We start from the raw sequence: 7,932 nt of genomic DNA on the forward strand, positions 1-7,932 counted from the left end.
GGACATTTCCATTGACTCCGATGCCGGGATCGTCATGGACGCCAACACCGGAGTCGTTTTATATGGAAAAAACATCCATGAAACCTACTCTCCCGCCAGCATCACGAAGGTTCTGACCTCCCTCATCGTTCTGGAGCACTGTTCCCTCGATGAGACGGTCACCTTTTCCGAGAGCGCGGTCTATAACGTGGAATCCAACAGCAGCAGCGCCGGATACGATACAGGCGATACTGCCAGCGTCAAGGACTGCCTCTACGCCCTGCTTTTAAAATCAGCCAATGAGGCTGCCAACGCACTCGCCGAGCACGTTGCTGGCTCCGCTGATGCATTTGCTGTTTTGATGAATGAAAAAGCCGCCGAGCTTGGGTGCCAGGATTCGCATTTTGCAAATCCAAGCGGTCTGAATAACGAGGAACACTATGTCAGCGCCTACGACATGGCGCTCATCACGCGGGCGGCATTTGAAAATCCTACGTTTGCCAAGATCGTCGAGACAACCTACTATAAACTGCCGCCGAACCAGAAAAATCCCGAGGGACAGGGCATCTCCCCGGGCAATAAGCTGGTCAAAAAGAACTGGCCGCAGTACTACCGTCCGGACGTCCTCGGCGGCAAAACCGGTTATACCTCCATCGCCCTCAACACACTGGTCAATGGTGCCAGACAGGGCGATACGACACTGATTACCGTCATCCTGCACAGCAACAACACGCAGTATGAGGATACCAGCCGGCTGCTCGACTTTGGATTTAACAATTTCCAGTCAGTCAAAATTGCAGATTATGATCAAACTTTTTCAAATATCGGAAAAGATTTGAAAATTGCAGATGTATCTACCGCCGGGGGCGAATCCCTGTCCATCGACCCAGATAGCCGCGTGGTACTTCCAAAAACAGCGGATTTCTCGGAGACAACGACCTCCTTCGACTATGAGATCCCGGCTGGCGCACCGGACGGCACGATCGCCTGTGTCACTTATTCGCTCGGCGATCACAAGGTTGGCCAGGCATATCTGACCCTCACCGACAGCAGCCAGACAGCGGCAGATATTCCTGAAAAGCTCGTATCCCAGGCGGCAACAGCTACCGCGCAGGACAGCTCCGACACTGCCCTCTCAAACGGCTCCTCGGAGGTCTTGCCGCTCTCCAATCCGCCCGAATCGGCTGCTAATCAGGAAAATAGTTCCACCGGTAAATCCTTTGGACAGCTGTTTCATATTTCCGTCCGCGTTCCACCGGCATTCATCGCCGCACTGACCGCCATTCTTGTCGTGATCGGCGCGGTCACCGCCGGCATCCGTTTTCTCCAGATGCAGCGCCGCCAGGAGGAGGACGCCCTCGCAGAACGCCGCAGACGGCGCGCGGAACGTCTGCGCGACAGCGGAATGTCCGAAGCAGATTTCGACCTGATGATGCAGGACCGCCGAATGGCGTTGGCGAAAAAAAGGAAGAAACGCTCGCATAAAATACCATAACTGACACAAAAAGAGTTACCAGATGTGGAAATTCTCTTCTTTTACCTTACTCTAAACAGGCAGGAGAAACATTTCCATATCCAGTAACTCTTTTCTATGAATTTTTTCTTTTCTCTAATTCCTATTTCATACGCTCCATCCGCCCGGCTGCCTTCACCCTACTCGGCTGCTTCTGCCGCCTTTCCAGACTTCTTCGCCTTGTTGCGTTCCGCGCGCTTCTTCTTCGTTTCCTCCTTCTTCTGCTCCACGTAGGCCGCTCCCTCTTCACCGACCAGCTTCGTCGTCTTAACAGCAAAGAACGAGCCGTCCTCCGACTTCTTCATCCGGATCTTTCCCTTCATATAACCGTGCTCCGGGCAGACCGCCAGACAGAAGTAAAATTTCTGGTTTGAGGAAAACCAGCGGATCTTTTTCCGCAAGGTCCGGCGGCATTTGTAACAAACCATCTCCGCCACACGCCGTTCCTCCAAAATCTCTTCCTTCGTCTCATGCTCACGCGACACAAATTTCGCATATTCTGGAAATTCCAGGTAGATCTCTTCCTCCTCCGTCAGCGGCGGCTGGTAATAATCCACTGAAACATACTCCATCATGCTGTAAAAGTCCATCTCACTCATGACACGCCCCGTGTAGTACGCATCATCCAGCGCCCGGTGGAACGGGCGGTCTTCCGTGAGGTGCAATTCCTCTACCACGGTATCTAACGACTCCTTTTGCTTGGTGCCGTGGATCAGGGCATAGATTTTCTGCAAATCATAATAGAGAAGCGGCGATGGAAACTGCAGCTCCATCCCGTGATATACCATATTCCGCTGCAATTCGGTCAGATCCATCGAGCCCCACGTACAGAACCGGTAATCATCCCCGCACCATTCTAAAAATTCGGTCATCGCACGCACAAAATCCTCGCCTTCTGTGTCAAGCTGCTCGATCGACATATGCGTCACTTCTGATATCTTATAATGCATCTGCCGGTACACCCGCGGGCGGATCAGACGGCGAAATTCCGAAATGATTTGAAGATTTTTATTTAATTTTACCGCGCCTATCTCAATAATCTCAAATGGAAGCCGGTTCATCGAGCCTTCCTTGCCCGCCGGACTCTGGTTCCATTCCAGATCCAATACTATAAACTGTCCCATAATTCTCGTCTCTTTGTAACGGTTCCGTTTTCTCCGCGTTACCTCTTACTTTTCTTTCTTCACGTTGTCACCGTCCATAACTTTACCACAAATCTGTGTATAAGTCCATATCAGGTTACCGGGCACACATGTGGGGACAGTAATATTTTTGTTACTATACACGGGTAGGCACTTTTGGAACCGAAAGTGCCGTAAGAAAACGTGGTGGCAGCAGGAATTTGCCGTATTTAAATGCGAAGCCACGGCAAATTCCGTTACTGGACACGTATGCGTGTACAGTAACATATTTTTTACATAGAACCACTGGCAGAGTGCTTCCATCTTTGCTATACTTCATGATAGAAAGAAGAAGCATTTCTTTTATCAGAATGCTTTCTTCTAAGCTTTATTATGCACCTTGGGAGGGGCTGCTTATGGATTTAATACAACAATTTATCGATACATACAAGATGAAATGGACGTTCTACGACGCAGCCGGGCGGCTCGCGGCAGAGAAACTCCAGCTCGCCCTGCAAAATGCCGGTATCCGGGCGATCGTGACCTCTCGCGCCAAGAATCCCGCCAGACTCCGCACAAAAGTGCAGCGGCGCAATTCCAGACGTGAAGAACCATACCAGACACTCGAGGAAATCTACGACGACATTGCCGATCTGTCCGGTGTACGCGTCTCCCTGTATTTCCCCGGTGACCGCGGCAAGGTAGATGCGATCATCTCGGAGCTTTTCAACATCCTGGAATTTAAACAGTTCCCGGAACAGTCGAAACCCCCGACTTACCACAAACGGTTTTCCGGCTATTGGGCGAACCATTACCGCGCGCGGATGCGCGATGAAATTTTGAATGAATCACAGAAAAAATACGGATCGGCGCGCATCGAGATCCAGGTAGCATCCCTGATCATGCACGCCTGGTCCGAGGTTGAGCATGATCTGATTTACAAGCCAATGCAGGGAACTTTATCCGAGGAAGAGCTGTCGATCTTAGATGAATTAAATGGTCTGGTCCTTGCCGGCGAGATCGCGCTGGAACGCCTACAGGCAGCCGGAAATGAGCGGCTCCGCAGCCGCAATGCCGCGTTTGGAAGCCAGTACGAGCTGGCGTCCTATCTCTATAATTTCCTGAGCAGCCATCTCAAAACCGAGGACATCGAGCTTCGAATGGGAAATATTGCCCTGCTCTACCGGCTTTTGCAGCGTTTACAGCTCACCGGTCTCAAAGATATTACCCCGATTCTGCGGTCTGTCAAATTTGAAAAGGATCGGCGCACCATTTCCCAGCAGATCATCGATCAGATTATCTCCGGCAATGAAAAGCGCTACCAGTGCTACCAGGAGCTGCGGACGGAACCGGAGACCGCTTCACCGGAAACCCTGCAGGCAATCAACCAGTTCCTCGAGGAGTGGGTACCATTAGAGCGCTTGCTCAACAAGACTGCACGGCGCACCTCGACGCGTTCCCGCGGTGCCTTCAATATCAATACACTCAAGCGGATGGATCTCTTTGACAAAGAAATGATCAACCAGATTGTCCAGCTCCGCAAGCTGCGGAATGTCCTGATCCACGACATCGAGCTGCCGGACCAGGCACAGATTCTCCGCTGTACGGAGGAAGCGAAAGCACTTCTGGCACAGCTGACCGGACAGCATGACGCAATGGCAGACGGAGAAAACGGTGAGAAAAACAGCCACGCAGAAAACGCATAGGACACAAACGCGCCAATCACCAAAAATGCAAAACACCAGATAACAAAAAGACACAACGATAAAAGCCATCCAGTTTTTAGCCGGATGGCTTCTTTCTTTTACATATTTGATTCTTTTCAGAACCGCTTCCAACATCGAAACACGATGTTTTACATTCTAATTTTGCATTCTAAATTCAGAAGCTTCTTAAATTAGAAATCAACCTCTGTATCATAGAAGCAGCAGGTCAGAAGTTTCGCCATCTGCTCCGGATTGATCGAACGCGGGTTGGAACCGGTACATGCATCGCCAACTGCCAGCTCTGCCACGGTTGCCAGTTTGTCATTGAATTCTTTCTCGTCAATGATTCCGCCCTCATAGAGCTTAATGCTCGGAGCGATATTTAACTGCTTGTTCATCTCTTTGATCTCGGCGATCAGAGCGTCAACCAGAGCCTCGTCGCTGTCTCCCTGTAAACCGATGAACTTCGCGATATCTGCATAACGGGAAGCTGCCTCTGGTTCCTTGGAGTTAAATTTAATAACCTTCGGAAGATACATCGCATTCGCTGCACCGTGAACGATATGTCCGCCGGAGTAAGCTGCACCTGTCTTGTGTGCCATGGAATGGACGATACCAAGCAGTGCATTGGAGAATGCCATACCTGCCAGGCATTGTGCGTTGTGCATACGTGCTCTCGCTTCTTTGTCGCCATTGTAAGATTTAACCAGATAGGTATGAATCATCTTGATTGCGTGAAGTGCCAGCGGGTCGGTGTAATCACAATGAAGTGTGGATACATACGCCTCGATCGCATGGGTCATCGCATCCATACCGGTGTTTGCGGTCAGCTTCTGCGGCATGGTCTCAGCCAGCTCCGGATCCACGATCGCTACATCTGGTGTGATATTGAAATCTGCTAACGGATATTTGATACCCTTATGATAATCGGTAATAACGCTGAATGCCGTAACCTCAGTTGCTGTACCAGAAGTAGACGGAATCGCGCAGAATTTTGCTTTTGTACGCAGTGTCGGGAAATTGAACGGAGTGATCAGATCCTCAAACTTGGTATCTGGATACTCGTAGAATGCCCACATCGCTTTCGCTGCATCAATTGGAGAACCACCGCCGATCGCTACGATCCAGTCCGGACCAAATTCCTGCATAAGCTTTGCGCCCTTCATAACGGTCTCAACGCTCGGATCTGGCTCTACTCCCTCAAACAGAGCCACTTCCATGCCAGCTTCTTTCAGATAATCTTCTACTTTCTGAAGGAAACCGAAGCGTTTCATGGAACCACCGCCAACGACAACGACTGCCTTTTTGCCTTTCAGATTTTTCAGTTCCGCTAAAGATCCTTCTCCATGATAGAGATCCCTCGGTAATGTAAATCTAGCCATATTGATACTACCTCCTGTTAATTTTTTAACCACCCTATGCCCAGATTATAGCACGCATTCTGGTGGATTTCAACTGTTTTAACTATTTACTTTTGATATATTTGTGTATTTTTCAAAAATTTTACATTTTATTACTTTGATTTCCATAGAAACTGCGTTCTTCGCTTGTCAATCATCCAACAAACTGCTTCTTTTCTCCATTTTGAACCGTTCCTTTTCTGTCTGCATAATCCCCCTGTACCTTTGCCTCTATCATAAAGAATTCCTGCTTCCACCATGTTTTCTTACGGCACTTTCGGTTTCAAAAGTGCCTACTCATAAACAGTAAGGGAATTTCTCCACTCCTATTTCCATGCAAAATCTTATCTTGACATCCCTGTTTTTCCGTACTATAACAAGGGCAAGCATAAGCCGCCTATGCGCTTATGCCCGTTTCATAGCACCTTACAGATTATATCTGTACAAGACTGACACGGAGGACATTATAATATGAAACAGAACTCACGAATCCAACTGGAAAACACCTTGATCGGCGCACTTGGCGTTCTTTCCCTTGTACTTTTTATTCTCAGCTTCCTGCCAGGGCTGGGACTGGCAAACCGCGTCGGTATCCTTCTGGAAATGGGGCACATGGTACAGCGTGCCTTTTCTGTCGTGCTCTTCATCCTGACCTTCCAGCTTTGGAAACGGAAGCGCGCTGCCTGGAACATTGCTGTTCTCCTGCTGTTTTTAAGCTTTTTACGCGGGCTGACAGCACTTTCTTCGCCTTTATATCTTCCGTTTCACCTGGCAGAAGCCGTATTATTTCTGCTTCTCCTGTGTTTTCGGAAGGACTTCTGCTGTCCGTCTGACCGGCGCAGCCTCGGACGCTCTCTACTGTTTCTGCTGCTGGCACTGGCAGGCATCATCGTCAATGCCGGTATCAGCTATCATTTTTCGGTAAAACCGCTGGGAGAAACCTCTCTTGACTCGCTGATGGATAGTCTCATTCAGGGAACTGCCATGATTTTCGGCATGGGAAATCCGAGCAATGTTTCACGTGAAACACATGTAGTCGAACTGGTTACATTCTGGTTCAGCTGGGGCTGCATCCTCGCCTCCATTCTGTATGCGGTCCGCCCATGGCTGCTGCATCCAGTCAGCCATGCTTCGGATTTGATGCATGCCCGCACCCTCGTCAACCTGTACAGCCAGAATCCCAGCGCCTACCTGACGCTGGAGGATGACAAGCTCCTATATTTCGGTCAGAAGGTGGACGGCGTCATCCCCTACGGAGTCGTCGGCAGCACCATCGTTATCAACGGCGATCCCATCTGCGCAGACAGCGATTTTCCGGTTCTCCTGGCAGAATTTAAAGAATTTTGCCAGCGCAGCGCTCACAACCTGTTTTTTATCAGCGTCACTGACCATTTTCTGGAAGAATATAAGAAGCAGGGCTTTGGATGGGTCAAAAACGGGGAGGAAGCCCGTTTCCACCTTGCGGACTATGAAATCTCTGGCAAGAAAGGCGCCAAGATGCGGATGAACATCAATCACGCCCGGAAAGCCGGGGTCGTCGTCCATGAATACTGCCCGCTGAAACAGCGGGATGCACAGATTGAGGCAGATCTGAACCGCATCACGAACGAATGGCTGCAACAGAAAAAGAGTTTGATGCTGACTTTCGTTATGGGAACTGTCGGGCTGGAAAATCCGATGGACAAGCGATATTTCTACGCCACCGACGCCGACGGAAAAATCGTGGCATTCATCGTGTTTGTCCCATTTCTCGGCAAAAGAGGCTACATGGCGGACGTCACCCGCCACGGAACCGGCGCACCGAGCGGCGTGATGGAGACGATTCTTTACGACGCATTTCAGGTTTTCAAAGACGAGGGCATTGAGTATGGCAGCCTCGGTGTTGCCCCGCTCGCTGGCTTGGAAAATGACAGCCCTAATCCAGTCGAAAAGCTGCTCTGCTTCGCTTACGACCACCTGAATGACTGTTATGGATTCCGCGACCTCTACCGTGCCAAGGAAAAATACAGCCCGACCGAATGGGTTCCTTCCTATTATATCTACCTGCCGAAGATTCCAACACCAGACATGTTTTATGCCCTTGTGACGATTCAGAATCCGCATCAGATCCGCGAGGCAGCGGAGGATCTGGTAAAAGGATGGGCGCAGCGACTGAGAAACAAGAGGGCTTCCCTGACACATCAGAGTAAACCATCTCGCCAGGTAAGTTGGGC

Annotated in this window: 5 protein-coding genes; 3 read left to right on the plus strand and 2 right to left on the minus strand. The window is 50.0% G+C overall.

Going from position 1 to position 7,932, the window contains the following annotated elements:
• Window positions 1-1,474, plus strand: a 1,474-nt coding sequence (locus QVO97_RS04165; protein ID WP_288188878.1) for a D-alanyl-D-alanine carboxypeptidase family protein, incomplete at its 5' end; no start/stop codon positions are given.
• A gap of 158 nt (window positions 1,475-1,632) precedes the next feature.
• Here QVO97_RS04165 and QVO97_RS04170 read toward each other — a convergent pair.
• Entirely contained in the window at window positions 1,633-2,616 is a 984-nt protein-coding gene (locus tag QVO97_RS04170; RefSeq protein ID WP_022359138.1) for a 3'-5' exonuclease, read from the minus strand.
• Window positions 2,617-3,029: 413 nt separating this feature from the next.
• Between QVO97_RS04170 and QVO97_RS04175 the strand changes: the two genes are divergently transcribed.
• Window positions 3,030-4,319: a RelA/SpoT domain-containing protein gene (locus QVO97_RS04175; RefSeq protein WP_022359139.1), complete on the plus strand. Its 1,290-nt coding sequence runs from the start codon at window positions 3,030-3,032 to the stop codon at window positions 4,317-4,319.
• A gap of 191 nt (window positions 4,320-4,510) precedes the next feature.
• On the opposite strand, the gene QVO97_RS04180 is transcribed toward QVO97_RS04175, so the two are convergent.
• On the minus strand, window positions 4,511-5,701 hold the full coding sequence (locus QVO97_RS04180) for an iron-containing alcohol dehydrogenase (protein WP_022359140.1): 1,191 nt from the start codon (window positions 5,699-5,701) through the stop codon (window positions 4,511-4,513).
• A gap of 489 nt (window positions 5,702-6,190) precedes the next feature.
• Here QVO97_RS04180 and QVO97_RS04185 point away from each other — a divergent pair.
• A partial coding sequence (locus QVO97_RS04185; RefSeq protein WP_288188880.1) for a bifunctional lysylphosphatidylglycerol flippase/synthetase MprF occupies window positions 6,191-7,932 on the plus strand: 1,742 nt, incomplete at its 3' end.

The sequence above is a fragment of the Clostridium sp. CAG:43 genome (assembly GCF_000434655.1).
GTDB classification, from domain to species: Bacteria; Bacillota; Clostridia; order Lachnospirales; family Lachnospiraceae; genus Otoolea; species Otoolea fessa.